We start from the raw sequence: 23,362 nt of genomic DNA on the forward strand, positions 1-23,362 counted from the left end.
TCAAGCCAAGTATAAATACGTGTTTGTCGAGGGAGTTACTGCTGAATTCTTTAAGAATGATCACCAGATTAGATGGCAAACGCAACGGGAAAGTCAGCGAAGAAGACCACACGAAAGTCTCATGGCTGAATCAATGCGCAGGACGGTCGGGCCCCCATTGGCATTCAGCGAGCGAATTCCCACTTAGTCGGCACACCTTGCCGCCACGACTGTTGGAGTGGCAGGGCCCTCGCTTGACACCAAAGAACATTTGCGGAACACGCTTCCTCCATGGCACTTACCACTATCTCCGTCCGCGGCGCGCGGGAGCATAATCTCAAGGGCGTCGATATCGACCTGCCGCGCGACAGTCTCATCGTCATCACGGGGCTGAGCGGCTCGGGCAAGTCGAGCCTCGCGTTCGACACCATCTATGCCGAGGGGCAGCGGCGCTATGTCGAAAGCCTCAGCGCCTATGCGCGCCAGTTCCTCGAGATGATGCAGAAGCCCGATGTCGAGCATATCGACGGGCTGTCTCCTGCTATCTCGATCGAGCAGAAGACCACCAGCCGCAACCCGCGTTCGACCGTGGCGACGGTGACCGAGATTTACGACTACATGCGCCTGTTGTGGGCGCGGGTGGGGGTGCCGTACTCGCCCACAACCGGCCTGCCGATCGAGGCGCAGACGGTCTCCAACATGGTCGACCGGGTGATGGCTTTGCCCGAAGGCACGCGGCTCTATTTGCTCGCGCCGGTGGTTCGCGGGCGCAAGGGTGAATACCGCAAGGAATTGGCCGAATGGCAGAAGGCGGGTTTCACCCGCGTGCGCATCGATGGCGAGATGTATCCGATCGAGGAAGCGCCCGCGCTCGACAAGAAGTTCAAGCACGACATCGAAGTGGTGGTCGATCGCCTCGCGGTGAAGGAGGGGCTGGAAACGCGCCTCGCCGACAGTTTCGAGACTGCGCTCAAGCTCTCTGATGGGCTCGCCTATGTGGACCTCGCCGATGGCGTGGTGCCGGGGCGCGAGGACGAGGCTCAAGGCGGTGGCGCGATGAAGGGCGCGGGGCTGCCCGCGAACCGCATCGTGTTTTCCGAGCGTTTCTCCTGCCCGGTTTCGGGTTTCACCATCGAGGAAGTCGAGCCGCGACTGTTCTCCTTCAACGCGCCGCAGGGGGCCTGCCCGACCTGTGACGGGATCGGCGAGAAGCAGTTGTTCGACCCGCAGCTGGTCGTGCCCAACGAAGCGCTGAGCCTGAAGAAGGGCGCCGTGGTGCCGTGGGCGAAGAGCAGCCCGCCGAGCCCCTATTACATGCAGGTGCTCGCCAGCCTCGCGAAGGAATACGAGTTCAGCCTCGAGACGCCGTGGGAGGATTTCGACAAGGAAATCCGCGAGATCATCCTCTACGGCACCAAGGGCCGCGCCATCCCGCTCACCTTCAAGGACGGGCGCAAGGAATATACGGTCAAGAAGCCCTTCGAAGGCGTGATTGGGAACCTCAACCGCCGCATGCTGCAGACCGAGAGCGCGTGGATGCGCGAGGAGCTGTCGAAGTTCCAGACCAGCCAGCCGTGCGAGACCTGCCACGGCAAGCGCCTCAATGAAAAGGCGCTGGCGGTGAAGATCGCGGGCACGGACATCGCAACGCCCACCAAGATGAGTGTCGCCGATGCGAAGGTCTATTTCCTCGCGCTGCCCGATAAGCTGAATGACACGCAGCAGCAGATCGCCAAGGCCATCCTGAAGGAGATCAACGAGCGGCTGGGCTTCCTCGACAATGTCGGGCTCGACTACCTCAATCTCGACCGGACTAGCGGCACGCTGAGCGGCGGGGAGAGCCAGCGCATCCGCCTCGCCAGCCAGATCGGCTCGGGCCTCTCGGGCGTGCTCTACGTGCTCGACGAGCCCAGCATCGGCCTCCACCAGCGCGACAATGACCGGCTGCTCGAAACATTGAAGCGCCTGCGCGATCTCGGCAATACGGTGATCGTGGTCGAGCATGACGAGGACGCGATCCGCACTGCCGACCATGTGGTCGACCTCGGCCCGGGTGCAGGCGTCCACGGGGGCGAAGTGGTGGCGCAGGGCACGCTGAAACAGGTGCTCAAGGCGAAGAACTCGCTAACCGCCGATTACCTCACCGGGCGGCGCGAAATTGCCGTCCCGCAGACCCGCCGCAAGGGCAATGGGCACAAGCTCACCGTCCACGGCGCGCGGGCGAACAACCTCCGCGACGTCACCGCCTCCATCCCGCTCGGCACCTTTACCTGCATCACCGGCGTCTCGGGCTCGGGCAAGTCGTCCTTCACCATCGACACGCTCTACGCATCCGCCGCGCGCCAGCTCAACGGCGCACGCGTGGTCGCGGGCGCGCACGACAAGGTCACCGGCCTCGAATATTGCGACAAGGTGATCGAGATCGACCAGTCGCCCATCGGCCGCACCCCGCGCTCCAACCCGGCCACCTACACCGGCGCCTTCACCCAGATCCGCGACTGGTTCGCCGGCCTCCCCGAAGCGCAGGCGCGCGGCTACAAGCCCGGCCGCTTCAGCTTCAACGTCAAGGGCGGCCGCTGCGAGGCGTGCCAGGGCGACGGCCTGATCAAGATCGAGATGCACTTCCTGCCCGACGTCTACGTCACCTGCGAGGAATGCGGCGGCAAGCGCTACAACCGCGAAACGCTGGAGGTGAAGTTCAAGGGCCACTCCATCGCCGACGTGCTCGACATGACGATCGAGGATGCGGAAGGCTTCTTCAAGGCCGTCCCCCCGATCCGCGACAAGATGCACATGCTGAACGAGGTGGGGCTGGGCTACGTCAAGGTCGGCCAGCAGGCGACCACACTGTCAGGCGGCGAGGCGCAGCGCGTGAAGCTGGCCAAGGAACTGTCCAAGCGCAGCACCGGCCAGACGCTCTACATCCTCGACGAGCCCACCACGGGCCTCCATTTCGAGGATGTCCGCAAGCTCCTCGAAGTGCTCCACCGGCTGGTGGACCAGGGCAATTCGGTGGTGGTGATCGAGCACAATCTCGACGTCATCAAGACCGCTGACCACATTCTTGATCTCGGTCCGGGCGGAGGTGTGCGCGGCGGGGAGGTTGTGGCGCAGGGCACGCCGGAGGAGGTGGCCGAGGTGACGGAGAGTTATACGGGGCAGTATCTCAAGCCGATGTTGGAGCGGCAGCGGGAGGCGGCGGAGTAGGGCCAGTTTGGTCCCGACTTCCACCTCAATTGAGTCCGATTGAGGTCACGATCAAGAAGGCCTGCCCCAAAGCTTCGTCCAAGTTGCCTTCTTCGATGTTCGCCACAAAGAGAGGCAGATCGTTCACGTCGTTCGATGCGCACAGAAGCCTTTGTTCCGGTTCGTTCTCAAAAACTGCAAGCGAGCGTTTATCGCCCGAGATGCTAACACTCAAGGCAGTCTTCGATCCCCCGATTTGGAGGTGGCCCAGCTTCCGGTAGATCTCCAGCCGAGCGAGCATGAACATCAAGGCCGCCACGCGACAGACCTTATCGGGACGCTTGGCGTTGGCCGGATAGATGCGGAAAAAATACTGGATGGAATAGAACAATGCGCGCTGATATGCGTCATGGAATTCAGCCGACGACGTGCTTTTGGCTTTCGTGGCAGCAAGTGCCACTGCAGCATCCCTATCGGCCTGGATATCGAAGGTCGCAATCCTTGCACGGCCATCAATCGCTTTCAGCAGCTGAACGGTCGAGAACTCCTGGACTCCCTGCGTTCGGTGGCGCAGCTCGTGAAGGGCAAAAAGGGAAACGGCCTCTTCGAGCGTTTCCCTTACGTCATCCTTCGTGATGCAGATCAGATTGTCGCCCAGTTGGGATTTCATGTCGTCGAGCACGTACGCGATCAATCTCGCCACCTCGACTTCGTTCAGCCGGACTTCGCCTTCAGCGATGCTGAAGGCGCCGAATTCCTCATCAATCGGCGCGATTTCGATCCTAACAAGATCGGAGAGGGCCGGTTCAAACTTCCGGCCGAGTTCAGCCTTGATGGCATCGTCTGTCGAGATGAGGTCTAGAAGGATGCTGCATGTCTCAGCAACAGCCTGGGACAGCGCTAAATCCCTTATTACGCGCTCTGCAACACCGGCTTGATTATCGTATTCGCTCACGACGCCCCCCTTTTCTGAGGCATTGAACCAGTCCCTTTCCCCCGTCCAAAGGAAGTTTCGCAGGATGGGGTTAGCACCCCTAATGGGGTCCTACAACAGGACGAACTTTCTGTTCGTCGCAAAAAAAGCACCAATTATCGCAAGGAGGGCTTGCCAAGGTGGTCCTATAGGAGGACTAAAGAAATACAATGACTCGTTTAAGGGGTCCGTCAAGCCTTTTTATATGTTGAATTTTATGTCCGTAAAAGTGGGTGCGTCTCTATGAGCAATATTACAGAACGAGGGAGTGAGGGCGCTGTACAAAATAACGCAAAAGGAAGCGCGAATCGAAAAGGTGAACGGCGCCAATATACTTTAAAAGGTGTCGAGCAGGAGGCTGTTGATTTAATGCGGCTGGCTGCTGATGCCAAGGGAATGAAAATCGGGCATTGGGTGTCCGATCGAATTAAGGATGCTGCTAAAAAGGCTCTTACTGAAAATGAAAAGCAGCGAGAACTGCTTCAAGGAGTTGTCGGGGAGGAGCGTGATACGTCTTGTCTCCGGACGCTAAGTTTTTCGGAATCCGGGATGTCTCCGGCCGAAATGGAGGAGCGACTTCGTCGTGTTGAACTTGAGATTCAAGATTTGCTCAAACAGCAACGTGATATCTTTGCGCTGATGGCTCAAAAAGCGATGAGTTAGAATTTTGACTGGCGCTTTGGGTAGAAGCGCGAGTTATTTCGCTCTGTTTGTTGGCCTTCTGGACTTCTTTGTCGGGTCCAGAAGGTCTCTCATTCCTAAATCATAGGCATCGGATGATTTCTCCGGATTACTCAGACCCACGAGGCGAACTATGAACTCGGGTTTGTTTAAGCCGACAAGCTCCGGGCGTCATACGCACGTGCGCATTGTCTCCCTCCCGGAAGCCCAAGTTGCCGGTCGGCCTTTCGTTGGCCGCGCCTCAGTACATTTGGCCAGCCAGCCGTGCGGCAGGTGCTGTACAGAAAGGCTCTTACCGGTCTAGCAGCTTGATCAATTGTAACTGCGTCGGCGCTAGTTATGGGCTGTGCCATATTCCTTCTCGATCAAGTCTTGGCTTCGTTCAATCAGGCCCCAAATCTCGATACCCTGTCCGTCTGTGAAACGGATTGCTCCAGATTGGATAAGCATCTTCCGAAGCTCGTTGTCTTCAAAGCCTCCCAAATGGTGCTGAAGGGTCTTAAATGTGCGTTGCTTCCACTTCGGGTGTTCCAAGAATTTTCGAATGACTGCTTCGGTTTGAAACTGAAGCTTAAATTCCCGCTCCATACGTTTCCTCGCTAGATGAAGACCCGTCAGCAGCGTCAAAAATGATGTCACCAACGCTGTGACAATCGTCGTAACGAACTCTCCAAACTCCAAAGTTCATCCTTTCGCCTCTGTCCTACTTGGAAGTCACCTTATAGTTGGCTCGGTTTACTGCAACTTCTTAAGGTGAACCATGAACGCTCTCGTCACTATCGAAGCCGCCCCCACCGCCGGTCCTCACGGGGAGGGGCACACCGTCTTCTCGGCCCGGCGGCAGGCCGAGTTTCTCCAGAACCTCCAACTGTTCGGCAACGTCCGGCTCGCCTGCCACACGCCACTAACCTACGCCCCCTTTCCCCTACATCAAATGATAGCGCGCCATTCTGCCAGCCTGCTACAACCCGCCCATCTCCGGACCCTGTTGTGGCTTTCCGGCGACTGAGAGAAGCTTCGGCATTGCTCCCGCCCAAGTGCATTGGAGCTGTTTCTTGCCTGACTGGCTGTTTGTAATCCTGGCCGTTTTCACAACGCTGGTGGTCGTCTCGATCTTCGGCGAGTGGCTGGTGAGCCGCCTGCGCCGCTGAGCGCGCGGCATTTCCCTCTTCCTGGCGCGCGGTGGGTCCGCGCTGTCCTACAGGGACTTTCCCGAATACATGGTCCGGTTCACTCGTTTTCTGGGCGCTCAAACGCCGCGCGGCGCACCTCCGTGCGCCTTGGGTTGGCACTTCGTGCCTACTCCGCCTTCGGCTCCGAATCCCTCGCATGTGCTCGGGCGGCCGCTTGGCCTTGCCGTCCGCTGGTCGCGGACGGAAATTGCGCTGTCCTACTTGATTGGCGCCCTATAGTTGGATCGGTTCACTCAAACCCATGAGGTGAACCATGAACGCCGTATTTTGTTTACGCCCTCAAATGCCGGGTGGCGCACGTCCGTGCGCCTTGGCTTTCGGCCTAACCGGCCGACGGGCGGTCGCCCTTGCGGTGCGCTGGTCGCGCACCGGAATTTCGCCAATCGCCGGCGTGGGAGGTGTCGTATGAATGCGCTTGTGACTGTGGAGCAGGCCCCCACCGCCGGTCCGCACGGGGAGGGGCATACGCTCTTCTCGCCGCGGCGGCAGGGCGAGTTTCTCCAGAACCTCCAGCTGTTCGGCAATGTCCGGCTCGCCTGCCGGGCGGCGCGGGTTTCGGCGCAGACGGCCTATCGCCAGCGGCGGGCCTCTCCCGCCCTGCGCCAGGCGTGGGATGCGGCGTTGCTCGCGGCGCGGGACCATGCCGAGCAGGTGCTCGCCGAGCGCGCGCTCGAGGGGTGGGAGGAGGCGGTGTTCTACCATGGCGAGGAGGTGGCGCGCCGGCGCCGCTATTCCGACCGCCTGCTGCTCGCCCACCTCGCGCGGCTCGACCGCTTGGAGGAGCGCGGGGAGGTGGCGGAGGCGCTCACGCGGCTCGATGCGGTGATCGACGGGTTGCGGGAGGGGGAGGCGATCGAGACGTGCTTCCCCGCGCAGGCGGGGACCTCAGTCGGAAGTACCGGACGGCCTGAGGCCCCCGCCTGCGCGGGGGATCACGAATTACCCCAGGACCGTGTTCCATCCGTTCCATCCTGTAGGGACTGCGGAGGGCAATGCGACGATCCGCGCGCCGATCTGGGGCCCGAGGATTGCCAATGGCTCGGCAACCGGCTTGCGCGCAGGGAGGCCACGCGGCCTCTGCATGCGCTTTCGCCCGCGAAGCAATGCGATGGCTCGGCAGAGGAGCGCGACATGATTGACGCGTGGCAGCTCGAGGCGTTCGAGGCGGGAGTGGAGGAGTGGTGGCTCGTCACCAGCGAGGAGGAGCTGGTGGATGCTGCGGCGGCGGCCTACGAGCGCGATACGCGATCTTAACCGTATCGCGCTATGCCGAGACCCGCAAACTGGAGGGTTTGGCAATGAAGGTACTGGTATTCATCGCGGCGGGGTTCGTCGGCTTCATGGTGGCCTTCGGCTTCAGCGCGAGCGACGAGATCGGCGCAGAGGTCGACCGCAAGCTGGACGAGGATTTCGTGCCGCAATGCGTCGCGCGGGCCCAGTTTCCGGCCGAACTGTCCGACAGCAAGCACGAGATCTGCGGCTGCATGAAGCGCGAATTCGACAATCGCGGGCTGAAGCTGACCGACGCCTTCGGCGCCAAGCGCAGTGAGATGCAGGAAATCACGCAGGACTGCGCGATGGTCTATCGCTAGTCCAGGAGGGCGAGTTCCACCGTACCGTGACCGCGGCGGACCAGGCCGATTTCCTCGGCCGCGGCGCGCGATAGGTCGATGGTGCGGCCGGGCGTGAAGGGGCCGCGGTCGTTGATGCGCACGATGACGCTCTTGCCGGTGCGCGGATTGGTCACGCGGACCCTGCTGCCGAAGGGCAGCGTCTTGTGGGCGGCGGTCATGGCATGCATGTCGAACCGCTCGCCGCTGGCGGTGCGGCGGCCGTGGAAGCGCTTGCCGTAGTAGGAAGCGACGCCGCTGCCGAGATCGGTGCCCGTGGCCTCGGGTTCGATCGGCGGGTCGAAAGTTTCGAGATCGACGACTTCCGGCCCCGGCTCGGGCGTGTCGGGAAGCTCGCGGAAAGGCGCGAATTCGGACTGGAATGTTGCTTCGGTGGCAGCGGCGCCATCACTCTCTTCGGTGTGCCCGGCGGTTCCGGGCAGCGCCAGGACGGCGATGAAAATCAAGCTGCGTAACGCGCGTTTGGCCATGGATGGACCTCCCGTTCGGATCGCCAGCATATAAAGCAAGCAATTGCGGGAGTCCTTAACGCGAACAGCAATTGCCCCATTTCGGGCACGACTGGACGCGGATCGAAGGGCCGCCGCGATGGTAACTGTGGGGGAGGGTGCCGACGAGCAAATGGGGCCGGCATCGCTGCCGACCCCACTCTCACCGATGCGTGGCCGTGTTCCTTTCACCGAAGTTCCAGGGACGCAGACTTGGCATCCGATGTTTTCCCTTCCGCTCCGTCCGAAGACTTTGCTTCCGGTTCTGTCACCGGCGCTCGCACCGGCATCCGGATCTACCCTCCACTCGGCCCGGTGTCGGTCGCGTCGCGATCCGAAGATCGTTCGCTTACCTTGCCCAGCCGCGCTTCAACGGGCGGTTCCGCAGCCTGACCTTCCGTTTGTGGTCGGGGCCTCGAACGGTCACATCGCCTTCCGGTCCGAAGACCTTTATACGACGCCACCTTCGGCATCCGACCGGGCTGGCCCGGCTCACAATGAGAAACCTTCGTACCTCTGTCATCGACCCGCCTTGCGTCCGGCAGAAGCCTTCGGCACGAGGGTCTCGAGATGCACGTGGACAGATCCCACTGCGTCTTTCCGGTTCCGAATTTCCGTTGTCTTTCAGGTCGTTAGACCGTCTGGACTGGAAGGTTTCTTCGCCGTTCCGATGAATTGAAGCTGCGCCTGATCGGGTGATTCTTCAAGCTTGCAAGAGGCGAGTTATCCACTTTCCACCCAATTCGCTGTGGAGGGGGGTGGATAAGTCAACGGTTCGTCGCATAATTCGGAACGCCATTTCCGTGGCCGCGTAATTTTCAGCCTCCGAAGCGAATTCCGCGCGACATTTTCCTACCGGTCGCGCCCGTGATCTCTCTGGGCCAGCAGCCTCAGGCGAAGCGCGTTGAGCTTGATGAAGCCTTCCGCGTCCTTCTGGTCGTAAGCGCCGGCATCGTCCTCGAAGGTCACGTGGGCTTCGGAATAGAGCGAATTCTCCGACTTGCGGCCCACCACCATCGCATTGCCCTTGTAGAGCTTGAGCCGGACGGTGCCGCTCACCTTTTCCTGGCTGAGGTCCACCGCCGCCTGCAGCATCTCGCGCTCGGGGCTGAACCAGAGGCCGTTGTACACCAGCTCGGCATAGCGCGGCATGAGCTCGTCCTTGAGATGCGCTGCGCCGCGATCGAGCGTGATCTGCTCGATACCGCGATGCGCACGGGCGTAGATCTCGCCGCCCGGGGTCTCGTACATGCCGCGGCTCTTCATGCCGACGAAGCGGTTCTCGACGAGGTCGAGGCGGCCGATGCCGTGCTTGCGCCCAAGATCGTTGAGCGCGGTCAGCAGTTCCGCCGGGCTCATCGCCTTGCCGCCCAGCGAGACGCCATCCCCCTTCTCGAAGCCGATCTCGATATATTCGGGCGTGTCCGGCGCATCTTCGGGATGGTCGGTGCGCGAATAGACATAGTCCGGGGTTTCTTCCCACGGGTCCTCGAGCACTTTGCCCTCGCTGGAGGTGTGCAGGAGGTTCGCGTCGGTGGAGAAGGGGCTCTCGCCGCGCTTGTCCTTGGGTACGGCGATCTGGTGCGCTTCCGCCCAGGCGATCAAAGCGGTTCGCGAAGTCAAATCCCACTCGCGCCAGGGGGCGATCACCTTGATATCCGGATCGAGCGCATAGGCAGAAAGTTCGAAGCGCACCTGGTCGTTGCCCTTGCCGGTCGCACCGTGGGCGATGGCATCGGCATTCGTCTCATGCGCAATCTCGACGAGGCGCTTCGAAATCAGCGGGCGCGCGATGCTGGTGCCGAGCAGGTAATCACCCTCATAGCGCGCATTGGCGCGCATCATCGGGAAGACGAAGTCGCGCACGAATTCCTCGCGCAGGTCCTCGATGAAGATGTGCTGGTCCGGAATGCCCATCGCCCGGGCCTTCTCGCGCGCAGGCTCGATCTCCTCGCCCTGTCCGAGATCGGCGGTGAAGGTCACTACCTCCAGCCCGCGCTCCACCTCGAGCCACTTGGCGATCACGGAAGTATCGAGGCCGCCGGAATAGGCGAGGACGACACGCTTGATATCGGACATGGGATGCACCTTCGCTAGCTTGGCCGCGCGGCTAGCAGCAGCGCGACGCTGTAGGCAATCAAGAAGCGCTAGGCCGGGGGAAAGTCCCTCCCTTTACTGGTTGTTGGGAGGACGCGTGCCTACATCTGTGCCGTAACCGCATGGGGGAGGGCGCATATGGGGCTGTGGAACAAGGCTAGATCGCTGGCGGACCAGGCGCCGCCCGAGCGCAACCGCTATGTCGATTTCCTGCGCGCGCTGTCGATCATGGCGGTGGTGGTGGGACACTGGCTGGTCGCCGCGCCTTATATCGGCAGCGACGGCGAGGTGGTCGGCGGGCATCTGCTCGGCATCCTGCCGTGGACGCAGTGGCTCACCTGGGGTTTCCAGGTCATGCCGATCTTCTTTCTAGTCGGCGGTTATTCGAATGGGGTGAGCTGGGCCTCGACCCGCGCCAAGGGCGGCCACTACTCGGACTGGTTTGCGAGCCGCATCCAGCGCCTGATCAATCCCGTGTTTCCAGTGCTGCTGGTGTGGGCGGCGTTCGCATTCATCGCCACGCAAGTGGGGATGGACCGCGAGACGGTGCGCATGGCGGTGTTCCTCGCGCTGATCCCTGTGTGGTTCCTTGCAGTGTATCTGCTGGTGACTGCGCTTGCGCCGATTACGCTGAAGCTTTGGGAGAAAACGGGCGGGTGGAGCACTGCGATACTTTTGGTCGGCGCAGCGTTTGTCGACTGGCTGACATTCGAGCGCGGCGTTCCCTACGTCAACTTCCTGAATTTCTTGTTTGTTTGGCTCTTTATCCACGATTTGGGCTACTCTTGGCAACGAGGACAGCTAACCCCCGGCCGCGGCCTGTGGATGTTCGCGGTTATGGGGGCGACGCTGGTCCACATGACAGTATTCGGCCCCTATCCTACCGCCATGATCGGGGTGCCGGGAGCCGAGTTCAGCAACTCCATGCCTCCGACATTCGCCTTGCTTGCTCTGGGCATGATGCAAACAGGACTGGTGCTGGCGCTGGAGCCGTGGGGCAGGAAGCTGCTCGACAACCTCTCGGTCTGGACCGCGACGGTGCTGATGAACGGCATGATCATGACCGTCTATCTCTGGCACCTGACGGCCTACGTGCTGGTGATGGTCGCCGCATGGCTCGCCGGAGGGATCGGCCTGCGCGTTTTTCCGGGATCAGCCGAGTGGTGGTGGAGCCGACCCTTGTGGTTCGTGCTCTGGATCGCCGCGCTGCTGCCGCTGATCGCCGTCTTCGCCCGCCACGAGCGAGGAAGCGGCCCCGCCGATCGCGAGCGCCCCGTCCCGCGCCTGCGCCTCGTAATCGGCATGATCGCGATCTGCGTAGGGCTCGCCATGACCGCCGCCATCAGCATCGCCAGCCCCGAGGGCGTGACCGGCGTGCGCCTTTGGGTCGTGGCACTGCCCTTCGTGGGAGCCGCGCTGGTGGGTTTCGGGCCGGTCTATCGCTGGGTGAAAGAGCGATGAGCAGAATGCGCACTTGGGTTGGTATGGCGATAGTTGGAGCCATGCTAGCCTCGACCGGGTGCTCATCGAACGAACATCCACCGACCTATCGTTATCGCCTGACGGTGGAAGTCGACACGCCAGAGGGCCTCAAGACCGGATCGAGCGTGATCGAGGTCGAGCAGCGATTGGGAAGGGCGGGAGGTAGCCCCGCACATAGTGCAATCCGACGGCGGGCGCGCGGAGAAGCGGTCGCTATCGAGCTGCCGGGCGATCGCACGCTGTTCGCTCTGTTGCGCTCAGAGGACAGCGCAGATTGGGCTGCATATGTGGTGCAGGCCGTATCGCCCACAATCCGCGGTGAGCCTTGGGAGGAGCAGTTCGACAACATGCTTCAGTTGCGGGGCGAAAGGATCGTGCCCCGTTACTTCAAGCGAATGGTGCGTGGTCGCAGCTCCGGTTACCCCCTGCTCGTGACCTTCACCGATCTAGATGAGCCGAGCAGTCTTCAATTGGTCGATCCCGACGATCTGGCCACCACGTTTGGGGAGGACACCTCGATAAGCCGCGTAACGGTGCAGATGACGGAGGATCCCGTCACGACCGGCATCGAACAACGATTACGCTGGCTTCCCAAAGTATATGAGTTGGGTTTGGTCAAAGAAGATTTCCCGGACGGGTTCCCGGTGGGCGATTTCAAGGGTCTATTTGAGAGAGACTTTGATTGAAGGCCCAGCCATGACCGCCGCCATCAGCATCGCCAGCCCCGATGGCGTGACCGGCGTGCGCCTATGGGTCGTGGCACTGCTGTTTGTCGGAGCCGCGCTAGTGGGCTTCGGGCCGGTCTATCGGTGGGTGCGGTCGTAGGGGGAGGAGGTGTCCGTGAAACAGTGTTCGTTCTTCACGAGATTATAAATCAGCCATCGTAGGATTGTGTCGGTCATGTTCTAGGGGCACCAATTTGTTCTTCCAAAGCAATCCGATATCAGGTGGCGAAAAGTGGGCGGAGATTTGCTGGCTTAGTGACGAGCTTTGCGACTGGCTCACGGAAGTCCTTCAAGATCTTGAGGTCGAGGGTAAAATCGGCACCGTATGGTATCGTCCACTTTGCTTGCCAAAGGAATTTTCCCATTTCGAGGAGTACTTCGGGGTTCGGGAAGGCGGTACCGTACTGACTATCTCCCCGAAGGTAGATTACGATAAATTCAGTTGCGATGACCGAGCCTCGGCCTCACGGTTGCTTCTCGCAGGACTTACGGACGGACTGCGAAAGTTCCTTGAGAGGGGTCGGTACAAGAAGCCATTGGCGGCGATGATCTCTCAAATTGAACAGGTGAGGATCGAAGACTTCGTCGCCTCCATACGCACAAAGAAAATGGACCGGCCCAGGCCGAAGGACAAAGATCCGCTGACAGTGGAGAAACTTGAGGCAGTTCTCGCCGACTGGCCGGATCATAGGACCAAGGCCGAACGAAAGCTGATCGAGCGACATCTGGTAAGGCTGAAAGAAGAGGAAGCTCGTACAGAAGACCAAGGTTAGCGAGTGATGGTGCCATCAGCATCGCCAGTGCCGACGGCGTGACCGGCTGCGCCCACGGGTCTTAGCGGTGCCCCATCTAGGGCATTACTGCCAGACGGTGCGCCACTTTCCCGAAGAAGAGAAAGAGATTTCCTACCCCAACCGGAGCATGCAAGTTGCCGGCTAGCTCTTTCCTAGTGTCCAACCCCTCATTGTACGAGGCTGCGCGGATCAATCCGCGCCCCGAAGGAATCTTCTCTAAGACCGTGTTCCATGTGTTCCATCCTGTCGGGATCCGCGGGTACAAACCCATCTCGGGACCCGCACCCCGCTGTCATTCCATTAAGCTCGGGCCAGCACCACCTGAGGAACGCGTCTGACGGCTCAATTTGGGTGCATTCTCACCGTAGAATCGCGAGTTGTCCGCCGGGAAGAAGTGGCTGTCGTTGTCGCCGTGATCGAACCAGCGAATGATCTCGACGGCCTCCTTCTCGAGGTTTTTGATGGAAGATTCGACTGCCATATCGCCACGCTTGGACGGATTCAGCCTGAAGTAACCGATCCAGTGCGCGTCGGGGCACCAGGCTGGATCGAAATCGCTTTGCTGGACCGGCTCCTGGTTTTCCCAGAATCTGTGTCCTCCCGGAGGAGCATTGCCGATCGTGATATGGAACTCGGGGCTCCCGTACTTTTCGAACTGGAAGGTCAGAAGTTGCGACCAGTCTCCGTACGGCCTTTCCAGCAGACCGAAGGGATACATCGCTCGATGACTGTAGTTCTTGCTGTCCGATCGGGAGAACCCGGCTTTCTCGAAGATGGGAATCATCTCTGATCGGATTGCCTCGACAAGTCGCGACCTCAGATCCTTCCGTCGCGCGTTGTTAAAGCAGAAATAGAGCTTGTTGAGGGTTCCTGCCAAAGTGTCAGTTACCGGCGGACCGATCCGCTCCCTCACTCCGCCGCTTCCCGCTGGGCAAAGCGCCACTCGGGCACCTTGTCGGCGTCGGCGGCGCGCAGGCGGGCGCTCTCTTCCATGATCCACTCGCGGGTCATCGGGATGGCATTGCGGTCCTTCACGTAGATCAGCTGCCAGTTGACCATGTCGCCATGTCGGAAGCTCTGTTCGGCGCCAGCGAGGTAGTAGAGCCACATGCGGTAGAATGTCTCGTCGTACATATCGACGATCTCGGCGCGGTGCTGGACCGTGCGGTTGTACCATTCCTCCAGCGTGTGGCTGTAGTGGAAGCGCATCGCCTCCACGTCCATCACCTGCCAGCCGTATTGCTCGGACTGGCTGACCAGTTCGGAGAGCGCCGGGATGTAGCCGCCGGGGAAGATGTAGGTGCGCGTCCAGGCGTCGGTAAAGCCGGGAGGGCCGGCGCGCCCGCAGCAATGGCTCATCATCACGCCGTCGGGTTTGAGCAGGCGGGCGGTGTGCTCGTAGAACTGCGGGTAATGCGGCGTGCCCACGTGTTCGAGCAGGCCGACCGAGCTGATGCGGTCGAACTGACCGGTGACGTCGCGGTAATCGGTGAGGCTGAACTTGACCCTGTCCGCCACGCCCGCTTCCTCCGCGCGCTCCTTGCAGAAGGCGATCTGGTCGGGGGCGAGGGCGACGCCGTGGACCTCCACGTCGTAATGGCGGGCAAGGTAGAGCGCGAAGCCACCCCAGCCGCAGCCGATATCGAGGATGCGCTGACCGGGCTTGATGTGCATTTTGGCGGCAAGGTGCGCCTTCTTGTCGAGCTGCGCCTTCTCGAGCGAGGTCGTTTCCGGGTCCTCGCGGTAATAGGCCATGGTGTACTGGCGGTCCTCGTCGAGGAAACGCTCGTAGAGTTCGCGCGTGAGGTTGTAGGTATGCTCGGCGTTCTTCTTCGCCTTGCCGCGCAAATTGATGCTGTCGGCCTTGGCGATGAGTTTCTGGGCGGCGGTGCGCAGCTTGCCCTTGGGTTTCAGCGCCTTGTCGCCCGGCTTGCCTGCCTGCTCGGTGACGAAGAGGATGAGGTCGCGGATATCGTGGGGCTCTTCCACCCTGAGCCAGCCCCACATGAACGCCTCGCCCGCGCCCATTTGCGGATAGCGGGCGATGTGGTTGGCGGCCTTCTTGTGGGTCAGCGTGATGTGGATCGGCGGGTGGGCGGCGTCGCCCGTGCCGTAGTCATAGGTCTTGCCGTCATGATCGGTGACGGTGAGGCGTCCATGCTTCACCGCAGCCTTCAGGAACTTGTCGAGCAACCACATACACTTGTTCTCCCCCGTGGAAGGCCGGAGAATGGCATGCGTTGGCGGCGAGTCAATCGAGTGGTAGGATTGCCCACATGGCAGAGGCGAAAACACAGATCACCAAGGTCGACCCGAAGGACTTCATCGCCGGGGTCGAGCCGGAGAAGAAGCGCGAGGAAGCGAAGGTGCTAGACGCGCTGTTCCGCAAGGTGACGGGCGAAAACCCGCAGATGTGGGGGGCCAGCATTATAGGTTATGGCGAATACCGCACGACCTATGAAAGCGGGCGCGACGTCCACTGGATGCGGAGCGGTTTCAGCCCCCGAAAAGCCAAGCACTCGCTCTACCTGATGGGTGGCTATTGCGATGAAGTGGCGGGCAAGCGGCGCGATGCCCTGTTGGAGAAGCTGGGGAAGTACAAGACCGGCAAGAGCTGTCTCTACATCAACAAGCTCGACGATGTGGACATGGATGTGTTGGCGGAACTGCTCCGCAACGACTGGGAAGCGATGGCGCGCAAGTATCCGGAATAGCGCCTAAATACCCGCATACCACTGGTATCCGGCACGGTCCTCCCAATAGCCGCCTTGCCCGCCGCCGATGTCCTCGAGGCTGGCCACCGCTTCGATGGCGGTGAGGTATTTGGGATGTTTGTAACCCAGCTGCCGCTCGACCCGCATGCGCAAGGGCGCGCCGTTCTTGATTGGCAGGGGTTCGCCATTGAGAAGGTGGGCGACGATCGTCTGAGGGTGATAGGCGTCGATGAGGTCGATACTTTCGTAATAATCCTGCCCGTTCAGATTGTCGGCGCAGCGGAAAACGATGAACTTTGCCTCCGGCTTCAATTCAGCCGCATCAAGAAGAAGCGATAGTTGCGGTCCGGTCCACTCGCCGATCGCGCTCCATCCCTCCACGCAATCGTGACGCGTGACCTGCGTGCGTTGGGGGAGCTTGCGGATGTTGTCGAGGCTGAGGCTCATCGGGTTCTCGACCAGCCCCCGCACTTCGAGCCGCCAGTTGGCGAAGCTTTCCGCCGCCTGCTGCTGGTAATCGCCGTTCTGGGGATCGATCGAGCCATTGCCGCGGAAATAGGGAGAGATTGCGCTGCGCGGATATTCGGGCGCAAGTGCCTCGCGATCGGTAAGCAACCGGTGCGCGCCCTGGTGCCATTTCTCCGCGGCGCCCAGCAATTTCGAGCCGGCATTGCTCTCCGCGACCTTGTTGCAGCCCGCTACGAAGGCCGCACTCGCAACTGCGAGGAAACCCCTACGCTTCATCGCTCTTGCCTCCCGTGATCATGTCGCGGATTTGCCCGATCGGCCCGGCCAGAAGCACCAGCACGACGTGCACCACGAAGAAGCCAAAGATCGCAAAAGCGAAGATGAAGTGCAGGCTGCGCGCAGATTGCCGTCCGCCGAGCAGGTCGAGCAGCCATCCGAATGTCGGCTCCATCCCGGGGCTGATTGCAATGCCGGAGAAGATCATCATCGGCAGGATAACGCCCAGCACCAGTCCATAGGCCAGCTTCTGGAGGAAATTGAACTTGCCGCCCTCGTGATCGAAGTTGAGTTTCAGATGCTCCACAATGTCGTGCCAGATCGCCTTGGGTTGCCATTCCTTCCGAGTGGTCACGAGATCGCGCTGGAAATGCCTGTTCACGAGCATCGCCACCCACATGAAGAGCAGCAGGAGGGCAAAGGGCCAGGCCATCAGGATATGCCAGTCTCGCGCTACGGCGAGGCTGTAGTAGCCCGGGATCGTCATCCAGTCGGGGAAGCGTGGCACGACAAGCCATGCTTGTTCAGGTGCGAAGCCCCAGTCGCCCCAGTATAGGCGCCGGTGCGCGTTCGAAATTGTCAGGCCGGACATGAAGAGGACGACCACGCAGACGAGGTTCAGCCAGTGCCAGATCCTCGTGCTCAGTGCGTGGCGCTTCATGCCGTTCTCCCCTCGCGCGCAAGGTAAATCACATCGCGCGACTGGCGCAAGAGATGCTGGCCGCTGTCGCAATAGAGTGTTTGCCCGCTGGCGAGCTGTCCCTTCGCCAGGAACAGTGCGGCATCAGCGATCTCCTTGGCTTCGGTCCGGCGTTCGAGCAGGTTCAAGCGGTGCGAGACTTCGGCCTCTTCGCTGGTCTGGTCATGGCTCGGCAGGATGGCGCCCGGCGCAAGGCCGTAAACGCGGTCTTCGGCACGTGCGACGCCCGTCGACAACATGGCGATAGTGGAGTGCAGCGCGTGCTTGCTCATCGTATAGCTGAAGAAGTCGGGATTTGGGTTCCTGAGCTTCTGGTCGCTTACCTGGATCACGCGCCTGCCGACCGGCGTTCGGGCGTGGGCAAGATAGGCCTGAGCCATGCGGGCAGGGGTGCGAGCGTTGATCTCCATCGCCTTCCGGTTCGTTGCCGGATCGAGCGCGGTTACATCATCGGGTTCGAAAACCGCGGCGCTGTTCACCAAGGCGCGCCAGTCCGGCAGGCGTTCGGCGAGCGACTGGACCATGGCAACCGCGGCGTCGCCGTCGGCAAGGTCGCACTGGATCGTCTCGGCGCTCGGCAGGGTTGTTGCGAGCGCCTCCGCAGCACTTGCGGAACTGCGATAATGGATAACGATATGCCAGCCGGCTTCCGCAAATCCGCGCACGATGGCTGCGCCGATGCGCTTCGCGCCGCCGCTCACGAGTATGGAAGGTCTGGTCTCGGTCATCCGTCCGCGACCATATCAAGGCCATGACCGTAGGAAAGGCCTAATCGAAAACGGCGCCGCCACCGCTTGGGTGACGACGCCGCCGGGTTCGAAGGTGCGACCCTTGAGACTTAGCGACAGCTCAGGCTGCCGCGATCGATTTCCCGTCCGATGATGGCGCCGACGGCACCGCCGAGGACTGCGCCGAGAACCTTGTCGCCGCGGCCTGCCAATTCATGGCCGGCAAGGGCACCGACGCCTGCGCCGATCACGAGGCCGGTCGTGCCATTGTCGCGCTTGCAGTAGTAGCGACCGTCACGGCCACGCCACATGTAGCTGTTGCGAGTGATGCGACGCGGTTCGATGTAGTGGCCGCGGTCGTTGTACATGCGATCCTTGGCGCGTTTGCCATGAGCGGGAGCCCATGACGGCGGATCGGCGGCAGCAGGAGCCGAGGTGCCGATGCCGGTCAGAGCCAGCGCGCCCGCAGCAAAAGCGATTGCAAACTTCTTCATTCCGAGTCCCCTCTGAGAAGTGGATTGCGGGCGAGAATGCGCTCAAGAATACAACCGTGGCTGAACGAACTGCCTTAACTGGAAATTAGCGATAAACCGAGGTGCTGTGTGCGACGAATTGTCACGAATTCAGTGCTTTTCGTGCTTTCTCGCGCCAGGTGCCGCTGAGCCTGTCGAGACTCGCGAGCTCTTCGAGTTCCTGACGTGACGCGCGACTACTGGGATCGTAGAGCTTGGCGAATGTGCGGGACACCGACCAGTCGCCATGTCCCGTCTCGACTTTCTCGAGCGTATCGCCGGGGCTTGCCGCGCCTTCCTCGATCACGCGGTAGTACCAACCGCAATTGTGCTGCTCGATAATCCGCGCAACCATGCCCTTGTGGCCGAAGCGGTGCTCGATCTTCCAGCAGGGCTGGCGGGCCTGGCTGACTTCGAGCAGTGCGGTGCCGAGCCGGAAACGGTCGCCGATATGGACTGCGTCCTCGGTAAGACTGGAAACCATCAGGTTCTCGCCGAAGGCTGCAGGGCCGCCGAGCAATTCATGTCCGCCAAGCCAGTGGTCCCAGCCGGCATAATGATCGCGAGGGTATTGGTGCACGGCCATATCGACGCCGCCATGATGCTTGGTATCCGCAACCATGTCGCCTTCGATCCCGAAGCTGCGAATGGTGACCGGGCCTTCTACCGGCTTCTTGTCGATGGCGCTGAGTTCGGCCCCGTTAAAGGGCTTGGGAAGGCCGATGCAGATGGCTGTCACCGTGTGCATCGCGCAATTGCCTTTCCAACAGGATGGAACGGATGGAACACGGTCCAGGGCGAAAAAGCCGATCCGCACGAAAACCGCGGGATCACATGGGCTAGAGGGCGGTTGCAATGCGTCATCCGGCCCTTTCAGCACAGGGTGCAAATGTAGGAAAGTGTCATCGCCGCGTCAGGCGCGCGGGCGCTGCACCGTAAGGGCAAGCCAATCGCGCATAACGCCGTCGGCCCCTTCGCCCGGATACTCTTGTGTCTCGATTATCGCGAAGCCGCACGAGGCATAGACCTCCTCCAGCCAGTCTGCGTTCGGCAAATTGGTCAATCGGCCGAGCGGATCGCGACCCTCTGCAGCACCCAGCTTGTAGTTGGCGAAATGCCATCCGCCGGGCCGGAGCGCACGCAGGATCGCGGTCAGAACTCCGGGCAAGTAGTCCCGCGCCACATGGAGCAGGCAGGCGTGGGCCCAGACCGCGTCATAGTCGCTGTCCGCGTCGAGCTGATGGAATTTGAGCACGCGCGCGCCGACATCGAACCGCTCGTTCGCCTTGTGCACCATGGCCGGGGTTCCATCGGTCGCGTCGAGATCGAAGCCGCGTTCGACAATCCGCGCAGAATCGCGTCCTCCCCCGCAGCCGAGTTCGAGAATGCGCGAGCCGGGTACCAGCCGGTCGAGAAATCGATCGAGATGGCGGCTCGGAGCCTGCCCGAAACTCAGCGTGTAGCGCGGCGCGTTTGCCTGGTAAAAGGCAATCGTCGCCGGGTCCTCACTCACGCGGAGGCGGCCTCGGCGGCTTCTCGATCCCGCTGGGCGCGGCTCTTCTTCTCGGCCGCCGTCTTGAGCTGGCCGCAGGCTGCGTCGATGTCACGGCCACGCGGTGTGCGTACGGGTGCGGAGATTCCGCCTTCGAACACGATGTCGGAGAAGCGCTTCACCCGCTCGGGCGTCGAGGTTTCGTATTCCGCGCCGGGCCAGGGATTGAACGGTATCAGGTTCACCTTGGCGGGAAGCTTGTAGTGCTTGAGCAGCCGGACGAGTTCATGTGCGTGCTCGTCGGTATCGTTTTTGTCCTTCAGCATCACATATTCGAACGTGATGCGGCGGGCGTTGCTTGCGCCGGGATAGGCAGCGCAGGCCTCGAGCAATTCCTCGATGCCGTATTTCTTGTTGAGCGGCACGATCTCGTCGCGGATTTCCTTGGTCACAGCGTGGAGCGAGACGGCAAGGTTCACACCGATCTCTTCGCCGCACTTGTCCATCATCGGGACCACACCGCTGGTCGAGAGCGTGATGCGGCGCTTCGACAGGGCGAGGCCGTCGCCGTCCATGACCAGCTTGAGCGCGCCCTTGACGTTGTCGAAATTGTAGAGCGGTTCGCCCATACCCATCATCACGATATTGGTGAGCAGGCGACCGTCAGAGGTGTAATGACCTTCGTCCTCGGCATCGTCGAGGCCGGCCATCGAACCCTTGGGCCATTCGCCCAGCGCATCGCGCGCCAGCATGACCTGTCCGACGATCTCGCCCGGCGTGAGGTTGCGCACCAGTTTCATCGTGCCCGTGTGGCAGAAGCGGCAGTTCAGCGTGCAGCCGACCTGGCTGGATACGCACAGCGTTCCGCGATCCGCATCGGGGATGAAGACCATCTCGAACTCGTGTCCGTCGGCGGTCTTGAGCAGCCACTTGCGCGTGCCGTCGGTCGAATGCTGGGCCTCGACAACTTCGGGGCGGCCAATGACGAAGCGTTCCGCCAGCCATGGGCGCATGGTCTTGGCGATATCGGTCATCGCCTCGAAGTCGGTGACGCCGCGGTGGTAGAGCCAGTGGAACACCTGCTTGGAGCGCAGCTTCGCCTGCTTGGGCTCCAGCCCGGCAGTTTCGAACAGTTCGCGGATGCGGTCCTTGGGAAGGCCGATCAGGTCTACGCGACCGTCTTCGCGCGGCGTGATGTCACGCGCGACAGGAACCGGGTCCACTTGCCCGGGAATGCTCATCAAATTCGTATCTGCCATGGGAGCGGCGCATATAGGCGCAAGCTTGCTCAAAGGGAAGCCCGTGCGCGGGCGCGTAATAATCCGTCGCATCGCGTTCGGTTCCTTTCAATCATCGAGAACTTGCAACCGTTCGTCGACGGATCGCAGTTCCCGCTTTTCGTCGCAACAATTTGGCGGCTCGCCGCAGATTATGTGTCTAAAAAACAACGGTTTTTTGTTGTGAAAGGTTCAGGAAACCGGATCGGCTCATGCCCCGTTTGGGAGGTCCACGCGGTCGCCAATCGCGACTGCGGACAACAAGAACGGAGCAACAAAGATGAAAACCACCGCAACCCTTCTCGTCGCAGGTTCCATGCTTGCGATTGCCAGCCCCGCAATGGCGCAGGACGCCGAAGAGTTCGACGGCTTCCGTGTCGAGGCCCTTGCCGGTTACGACGTGACCCAGGCCGGCAGCAGCGTCGACACCGAGGGCGAAAACGACGAGTCAATCGAAGGCCTCAGCTATGGTGTCGGCCTCGGCTATGATTTCGACGCTGGAGGTGTCGTCATCGGCCTTGAAGGCGAATACGTCGGATCGACCGCTGAAGTGGAGGTCGACGAAGGCGACATCGAAGCTTTCGGCATCGGCAACGTCAAGGCTGGCCGCGATCTGTATCTCGGCGCGCGCGTCGGTGTGAAGGCGAATGACGACCTGCTCGTCTATGCCAAGGGCGGCTACACCAATGCCACCTTCGACATCCGCACGACTGACGGAACAACCGAGTTCGAGGCCGACATCGACACCGATGGCTGGCGCGCCGGTGCGGGCATCGAATATGCGCTCGCGAGCAACACCTTCGCCAAGGTCGAATATCGCTATTCGAACTACAGCAGCGCGGAGATCGATTACGAGGGCGACACGCCCGACACCGACCTCGGCGAGATCGATCTCGATCGTCACCAGGTCATGGTCGGCTTCGGCATGCGCTTCTAAGCCGGGACGCCAATAACAGTGGAGAGGGTCGGGGGCCGCTTGGCCTCCGGCCCTTTTCCTATCTGCGCATGGGGCAGCCGAGCGTCGCCGCGTCCATCGCGCTGGCTGCCCCGGCCAAGGCGTATGTGTCCGAGAAACGCCGCCCGCGCGTATCGGTGGCGAAGACGCGCATGGTATCGGCGGATCTCATGGCCGCCACGATGGCCGCATCGGTCGTCGTATCGCGAGCCCAGGCATCGGCCTTGCCGCCGGTCATCGGGAAGTTCCGCCGTCCAATGCGCAGGACCACGCTGGTGGCTTCGCGCCTTTCGCGCGAGAGCCGGAAATGGACCTGCCCCCTGATGCGGCGCGCGGGCCAGGTCGCCACGGTGGCATAGGGTTCGAAAGAACGGGATGCGGCGCTCGGCTGAGCCTGGGCAATGGCATAGCACCGCGGCACGGACGCATCGCGGAATGCCCCCCAGCCGGAGAAGATCCCGAGGCTGTCCTTGGCGACGGCCGGTGCAGCGAGGGCGAGCAGGGCAAGGGCGGCGAATTTACGCATAGTCGATTGCCATCACCTCCCATTCCTTGTCGCCGGAGGGAAGGCGGACGACACGCAAATCCCCGATGGATGCTCCCTTCAGCGCGCGGGCGAGGGGGCTCGACCAGCCGATCATGCCGGAGCTCGCATCCTGCTCGTCATCGCCGACGATGGTTACTGTCTTGCGCACATCGTCCTCGTCGGCGAGCTCGACGCTCGCTCCGAAGAAAACGCGCGATTTATCGGGCTGTTCTGCGGGCGAGATGACGCGTGCCGCTTTCATCCGGCGGGCGAGGTGACCCAGCTCCCGGTCGATCTCGCGCATGCGCTTGCGGCCATAGAGATAGTCGCCATTCTCGCTGCGGTCGCCGTTTCCGGCCGCCCAGCTGACGATCTCCACGATCTCCGGCCGCTGTGTGCCGAGCAGATGGTCGTAGCGCGCCTTGAGCGCGGCATAGCCGGCCGGCGTTATCGGATTGGTCTTGCCCTGCATTGCCGGGTAGCGC

The 23,362-nt window shown here is 61.5% G+C and carries 25 protein-coding genes; 10 read left to right on the forward strand and 15 right to left on the reverse strand.

All coding sequences use genetic code 11. The features are described 5' to 3' along the window. Positions 1 to 270 precede the first annotated feature (270 nt). Positions 271 to 3,186: an excinuclease ABC subunit UvrA gene (uvrA, locus tag K3146_RS03130; RefSeq protein WP_221544721.1), complete on the forward strand. Its 2,916-nt coding sequence runs from the start codon at positions 271 to 273 to the stop codon at positions 3,184 to 3,186. A gap of 25 nt (positions 3,187 to 3,211) precedes the next feature. Here uvrA and K3146_RS03135 read toward each other — a convergent pair whose 3' ends face one another. Further along, on the reverse strand, positions 3,212 to 4,120 hold the full coding sequence (locus K3146_RS03135) for a hypothetical protein (protein WP_221544722.1): 909 nt from the start codon (positions 4,118 to 4,120) through the stop codon (positions 3,212 to 3,214). Positions 4,121 to 4,381: 261 nt separating this feature from the next. Between K3146_RS03135 and K3146_RS03140 the strand changes: the two genes are divergently transcribed. After that, complete coding sequence (locus tag K3146_RS03140) at positions 4,382 to 4,801, forward strand: hypothetical protein (RefSeq protein WP_221544723.1); 420 nt, start codon at positions 4,382 to 4,384, stop codon at positions 4,799 to 4,801. Between the two features lie 351 nt (positions 4,802 to 5,152). Here K3146_RS03140 and K3146_RS03145 read toward each other — a convergent pair whose 3' ends face one another. Further along, positions 5,153 to 5,500 carry a hypothetical protein gene (locus K3146_RS03145; protein WP_221544724.1) on the reverse strand — a complete coding sequence of 116 codons (348 nt, stop codon included), beginning with the start codon at positions 5,498 to 5,500 and terminating at the stop codon, positions 5,153 to 5,155. 917 nt (positions 5,501 to 6,417) lie between these two features. Here K3146_RS03145 and K3146_RS03150 point away from each other — a divergent pair. Both K3146_RS03150 and K3146_RS03155 read left to right on the forward strand, forming a co-directional pair. Continuing rightward, entirely contained in the window at positions 6,418 to 7,266 is an 849-nt protein-coding gene (locus tag K3146_RS03150) for a hypothetical protein (RefSeq protein ID WP_221544725.1), read from the forward strand. A gap of 44 nt (positions 7,267 to 7,310) precedes the next feature. Then, a complete protein-coding gene (locus K3146_RS03155; protein WP_221544726.1) occupies positions 7,311 to 7,604 on the forward strand; it encodes a hypothetical protein in 294 nt (97 codons plus the stop codon). Here K3146_RS03155 and K3146_RS03160 read toward each other — a convergent pair. Beyond that, positions 7,601 to 8,113, reverse strand: coding sequence for a septal ring lytic transglycosylase RlpA family protein (locus tag K3146_RS03160; RefSeq protein WP_221544727.1), 513 nt, complete (start codon positions 8,111 to 8,113; stop codon positions 7,601 to 7,603). The two genes, K3146_RS03155 and K3146_RS03160, sit on opposite strands and share 4 nt — an antisense overlap. Positions 8,114 to 8,983: 870 nt before the next feature. Continuing rightward, the gene (locus K3146_RS03165) at positions 8,984 to 10,210 is read right to left on the reverse strand and encodes an argininosuccinate synthase (protein WP_221544728.1); all 1,227 of its coding nucleotides are present in this window, start codon (positions 10,208 to 10,210) and stop codon (positions 8,984 to 8,986) included. Between the two features lie 156 nt (positions 10,211 to 10,366). Between K3146_RS03165 and K3146_RS03170 the strand changes: the two genes are divergently transcribed. The 4 genes from K3146_RS03170 (at position 10,367) to K3146_RS03180 (ending at position 13,208) form a co-directional block, all read left to right on the forward strand. Continuing rightward, entirely contained in the window at positions 10,367 to 11,689 is a 1,323-nt protein-coding gene (locus K3146_RS03170) for an acyltransferase family protein (RefSeq protein WP_221544729.1), read from the forward strand. A gap of 41 nt (positions 11,690 to 11,730) precedes the next feature. Next, positions 11,731 to 12,396 carry a hypothetical protein gene (locus K3146_RS03175; RefSeq protein ID WP_221544730.1) on the forward strand — a complete coding sequence of 222 codons (666 nt, stop codon included), beginning with the start codon at positions 11,731 to 11,733 and terminating at the stop codon, positions 12,394 to 12,396. Positions 12,397 to 12,406: 10 nt separating this feature from the next. Continuing rightward, a complete protein-coding gene (locus K3146_RS13540) occupies positions 12,407 to 12,535 on the forward strand; it encodes a hypothetical protein (protein WP_282098454.1) in 129 nt (42 codons plus the stop codon). A gap of 94 nt (positions 12,536 to 12,629) precedes the next feature. Continuing rightward, positions 12,630 to 13,208: a hypothetical protein gene (locus K3146_RS03180; protein ID WP_221544731.1), complete on the forward strand. Its 579-nt coding sequence runs from the start codon at positions 12,630 to 12,632 to the stop codon at positions 13,206 to 13,208. 313 nt (positions 13,209 to 13,521) lie between these two features. Here the strand turns inward: K3146_RS03180 and K3146_RS03185 are convergent, their stop codons facing one another. Both K3146_RS03185 and K3146_RS03190 read right to left on the reverse strand, forming a co-directional pair. Next, on the reverse strand, positions 13,522 to 14,142 hold the full coding sequence (locus K3146_RS03185) for a hypothetical protein (RefSeq protein WP_221544732.1): 621 nt from the start codon (positions 14,140 to 14,142) through the stop codon (positions 13,522 to 13,524). Then, positions 14,139 to 15,428 (reverse strand): SAM-dependent methyltransferase, encoded by a 1,290-nt coding sequence (locus K3146_RS03190; RefSeq protein ID WP_221544733.1) that lies wholly within the window; start codon positions 15,426 to 15,428, stop codon positions 14,139 to 14,141. The genes K3146_RS03185 and K3146_RS03190 overlap by 4 nt, the downstream gene beginning before the upstream one ends. 77 nt (positions 15,429 to 15,505) lie before the next feature. Between K3146_RS03190 and K3146_RS03195 the strand changes: the two genes are divergently transcribed. After that, on the forward strand, positions 15,506 to 15,943 hold the full coding sequence (locus tag K3146_RS03195) for a DUF1801 domain-containing protein (RefSeq protein WP_221544734.1): 438 nt from the start codon (positions 15,506 to 15,508) through the stop codon (positions 15,941 to 15,943). Positions 15,944 to 15,946: 3 nt separating this feature from the next. Here K3146_RS03195 and K3146_RS03200 read toward each other — a convergent pair whose 3' ends face one another. From K3146_RS03200 to rlmN, 7 genes are all read right to left on the reverse strand, one after another. Continuing rightward, entirely contained in the window at positions 15,947 to 16,687 is a 741-nt protein-coding gene (locus tag K3146_RS03200) for a molybdopterin-binding protein (RefSeq protein WP_221544735.1), read from the reverse strand. Then, positions 16,677 to 17,348, reverse strand: coding sequence for a cytochrome b/b6 domain-containing protein (locus K3146_RS03205; RefSeq protein ID WP_221544736.1), 672 nt, complete (start codon positions 17,346 to 17,348; stop codon positions 16,677 to 16,679). The genes K3146_RS03200 and K3146_RS03205 overlap by 11 nt, the downstream gene beginning before the upstream one ends. Next, positions 17,345 to 18,115: an SDR family oxidoreductase gene (locus K3146_RS03210; RefSeq protein WP_221544737.1), complete on the reverse strand. Its 771-nt coding sequence runs from the start codon at positions 18,113 to 18,115 to the stop codon at positions 17,345 to 17,347. Before K3146_RS03210 ends, K3146_RS03205 begins: the two co-directional genes overlap by 4 nt. Positions 18,116 to 18,225: 110 nt before the next feature. Next, on the reverse strand, positions 18,226 to 18,609 hold the full coding sequence (locus K3146_RS03215) for a glycine zipper 2TM domain-containing protein (RefSeq protein WP_221544738.1): 384 nt from the start codon (positions 18,607 to 18,609) through the stop codon (positions 18,226 to 18,228). A 121-nt stretch (positions 18,610 to 18,730) separates the two neighbouring features. Then, on the reverse strand, positions 18,731 to 19,375 hold the full coding sequence (locus tag K3146_RS03220) for an MOSC domain-containing protein (RefSeq protein ID WP_221544739.1): 645 nt from the start codon (positions 19,373 to 19,375) through the stop codon (positions 18,731 to 18,733). A 165-nt stretch (positions 19,376 to 19,540) separates the two neighbouring features. Beyond that, complete coding sequence (locus K3146_RS03225; RefSeq protein WP_221544740.1) at positions 19,541 to 20,140, reverse strand: class I SAM-dependent methyltransferase; 600 nt, start codon at positions 20,138 to 20,140, stop codon at positions 19,541 to 19,543. Then, a complete protein-coding gene (rlmN, locus tag K3146_RS03230) occupies positions 20,137 to 21,378 on the reverse strand; it encodes a dual-specificity RNA methyltransferase RlmN (RefSeq protein WP_221544741.1) in 1,242 nt (413 codons plus the stop codon). Before rlmN ends, K3146_RS03225 begins: the two co-directional genes overlap by 4 nt. Positions 21,379 to 21,676: 298 nt before the next feature. On the opposite strand from rlmN, the gene K3146_RS03235 reads away from it, so the two are divergent. Next, on the forward strand, positions 21,677 to 22,333 hold the full coding sequence (locus K3146_RS03235; protein WP_221544742.1) for an outer membrane protein: 657 nt from the start codon (positions 21,677 to 21,679) through the stop codon (positions 22,331 to 22,333). Positions 22,334 to 22,391: 58 nt separating this feature from the next. Here K3146_RS03235 and K3146_RS03240 read toward each other — a convergent pair whose 3' ends face one another. Together K3146_RS03240 and greB are read right to left on the reverse strand one after the other, a co-directional pair. Next, on the reverse strand, positions 22,392 to 22,877 hold the full coding sequence (locus K3146_RS03240) for a hypothetical protein (RefSeq protein ID WP_221544743.1): 486 nt from the start codon (positions 22,875 to 22,877) through the stop codon (positions 22,392 to 22,394). Then, the gene (greB, locus tag K3146_RS03245; protein WP_221544744.1) at positions 22,870 to 23,349 is read right to left on the reverse strand and encodes a transcription elongation factor GreB; all 480 of its coding nucleotides are present in this window, start codon (positions 23,347 to 23,349) and stop codon (positions 22,870 to 22,872) included. Before greB ends, K3146_RS03240 begins: the two co-directional genes overlap by 8 nt. Positions 23,350 to 23,362 lie beyond the last annotated feature (13 nt).

This window comes from Qipengyuania vesicularis (genome assembly GCF_019711415.1).
In the GTDB taxonomy this organism is placed as follows: domain Bacteria; phylum Pseudomonadota; class Alphaproteobacteria; order Sphingomonadales; family Sphingomonadaceae; genus Qipengyuania; species Qipengyuania vesicularis.